At 69.5% G+C, this 2,553-nt stretch carries 3 protein-coding genes; 1 reads left to right on the top strand and 2 read right to left on the bottom strand.

The window, feature by feature from the left end; genetic code table 11:
• Nucleotides 1-532, bottom strand: a 532-nt coding sequence (locus WBA11_RS13220; protein ID WP_424521141.1) for a hypothetical protein, incomplete at its 3' end; no start/stop codon positions are given.
• A gap of 103 nt (nt 533-635) precedes the next feature.
• On the opposite strand from WBA11_RS13220, the gene WBA11_RS13225 reads away from it, so the two are divergent.
• Entirely contained in the window at nt 636-1,454 is an 819-nt protein-coding gene (locus WBA11_RS13225; RefSeq protein WP_424521142.1) for an aldo/keto reductase, read from the top strand.
• Nucleotides 1,455-1,772: 318 nt separating this feature from the next.
• Here WBA11_RS13225 and WBA11_RS13230 read toward each other — a convergent pair whose 3' ends face one another.
• Complete coding sequence (locus WBA11_RS13230; protein WP_424521143.1) at nt 1,773-2,369, bottom strand: DUF2911 domain-containing protein; 597 nt, start codon at nt 2,367-2,369, stop codon at nt 1,773-1,775.
• Nucleotides 2,370-2,553: the final 184 nt, after the last annotated feature.

Consider the following 2,553-nt stretch of genomic DNA (forward strand, 5'->3'; position numbering starts at 1 on the left):
TCGACCGGCGGCTCGGGAACGCTTGGCCGCTGTGCTCGGCCTCGAGGTCGCGCCCGACCGCGTAGCGGAAGACGGCCATCTCGTAGGCGAGCGCTCGGCCCGCCGCGTTCGGCAGGATGCGCTCGGCCGACGCCACCAGACGGTCGTAGACGTCGCCCTCTCCCCGGCCCGCACGGCGGACCAGCCCGACCCCGACCGCGATCGCGAACCCGACCTCGAGGACGGGCACCACCACCGCGACGGCCTCGAGGGCGCCGCGGTACGGATCAGGGATGAGGAGCCACGCCGCGCCGACGCTCAGGCCAAACACTGGAACCACCGTCCACCACGACAGGCCGCGCGCTCGGATCACCAAGACGACGAATGCGACCGGGACCAGGACGACCAGGTCCACCAAGAGCGCCTTCGCCAGGAGGTCCGGCCGCGGAGCCGTGGACAAGGCGGGCACGACGACCAGCGCCGATGTGAGATACGCGACCGACGCCAAGACGGCGAACGCGAGCGTGGAACGGCGGGCGTCGAGGGCGAGCACCGGGAGCTTGGGGAGGAGACGGAGACTACGAGGGTAGGGCCTCGCAGGTGCAGAACCGCGCGCATCGAGGCCGCGTGTCTCGCGCCTTCCACCATTCCACACGATGACTCACTACGACGTCCACGGCGTGTCGATTCCAGCGCTCGGGTTCGGCACGTGGCAGCTCCGCGGCGACGGCGCCCGCGACGGGGTCGAGCACGCCCTTTCGCTCGGCTACCGGCACATCGACACGGCGCAGGTTTACAAGAACGAGGCCGAGGTTGGCGCCGGCCTCGAGGCCTCCGACGTCGCGCGCGGTGACGTCTTCCTCACGACGAAGGTGTGGGGGACGAACGTGGCGCCCTCGAAGCTTACCGCCTCCGTCGACGAGAGCCTGCGCAAGCTCGGAACCGACTACGTAGACCTGCTGCTGCTCCACTGGCCCAACGACGAGATCGAGCTCGAGGCGCAGTTAGTCGCCCTCGAGGGCGTCCGGGAGGCCGGCAAGGCGCGGCTCATCGGCGTCAGCAACTACCCGGCGGGGATGCTGCGCGACGCCCTCGAGCTCGTACCGGACCTGGCGACGGACCAGGTGGAGCACCACGTCTTTCTCGAGCAGGACCGCCTCTACGACATCGTCCGCGAGCGCGGCATGGTGCTGACGGCGTACAGCCCGCTCGCGCAAGGCGCCGTCTTGGAGGACGAGACCATCCGCGAGATCGCCGACGCGCGCGGCGTCGGGCCGGCGCAGATCGCGCTGGCCTGGATACTCGGGCAGGACCGGGCGGTCGCGATCCCCAAGGCGTCCTCGGCCGCTCACCGCGAGAGCAACCTCAGAGCTGCCGATCTCGCCCTCGAGGACGACGAACGCGCGGCGCTCGATGCGCTCACGAAAAACCGCCGGTTGGTCGACCCGGACTTCGCGCCGGACTGGAGCGCGTAGACGTGCAAGGGGACGAGGCACGAGGCAAGGGGCTCAGCCGCGACCTCGATGTCGCGACCTGGCGCACCCCTATACGAGTCATCCTCGCGCACGCGGGGATCCATACGGTGCTGCTCGCGGCCTCGAGGCCAGCCCTACCGCCGCGGCGACAGGATCGGCGTCGAGACCCCTCGGCTGCGCTGGCTACGACGTCGCTTCGCGGTCGGGATGACGTTGGTGGAGAAGCGATGGGTCGAGCGGCTCGCGGCCTCGAGGACGGACACGAAAACGCCCCGCCGAGGACTCCCGGCGGGGCGCTGAGCGGACTCGAGGACGGCCTTACATGCCGTCCATGTCCTCCATCTCATCGTCGTCGTCCATGCTCGGAGCGGCCGGCGCGACGATCTCGACCGGGACGCCGACGGTGCCCCAGTGCATGATCATCGTCGCGGAGTCCTCGTCGACGTCGGCGAAGCGGATCTCGAACTGCTCCTGCATCGGAGCGTCCATCATCGGGGTGGCCATGAACTCAGCCTGGTTTTGGCTGGCGTCGTAGCGGAAGGCGCCCCACTGGTTGGCGACCTTGTTCAGGACGACGGTCCACTCGTCGCCGGGTGTTGCGAGGAGCGCGTAGGTGCCAGCCGGGACCATTTCGCCACCGATGGTGACGTCCCCGTCGAACGTGATCGTCGGGGCCTCGTTGGCGCCGACGCGCCAGACTTGGCCGACGGGGGCGAGCGGCGACTCGTCACCGAAGACAGCGCGGTCACGGAGGCTCGGGCGGCCGTAGGTCACGTCGACCTCGGTCGTACCGACGGTCGTGCCGATGCGGGCGTTGGGGGAGACGCGAGCCTCATCAGCGGCGCGGACCTGGGCAAAAGCGCCAGGTGCGGCCAGCAAGAGAGCGAGGGCCGCGAGAGAAATCGAACGAAGCATTGGATGCGGGGAAAGAGTGGGACGGTCAACCTACACAGGTCGCCGAGCGCGTCAACGGAAGAACCCGTCGATATCGCGCATGGGACGAGGTGAGCGGGGAGAAACACACCTCGTCCTCATCATCCGGTTCCACCCTCGAGAGCTGCGGGGCCGTCGTACCCGGCGCTACAGCACCGCCCGCGCC

It is taken from the genome of Rubrivirga sp., from assembly GCF_049648075.1.
Classification (GTDB): Bacteria; Bacteroidota; Rhodothermia; order Rhodothermales; family Rubricoccaceae; genus Rubrivirga.

Coding starts and splice junctions, on each gene's coding strand:
- WBA11_RS13225 (WP_424521142.1), top strand. CDS start 636: ATGACTCACTACGACGTCCACGGCGTGTCGATTCCAGCGCTCGGGTTC.
- WBA11_RS13230 (WP_424521143.1), bottom strand. CDS start 2,369: ATGCTTCGTTCGATTTCTCTCGCGGCCCTCGCTCTCTTGCTGGCCGCA.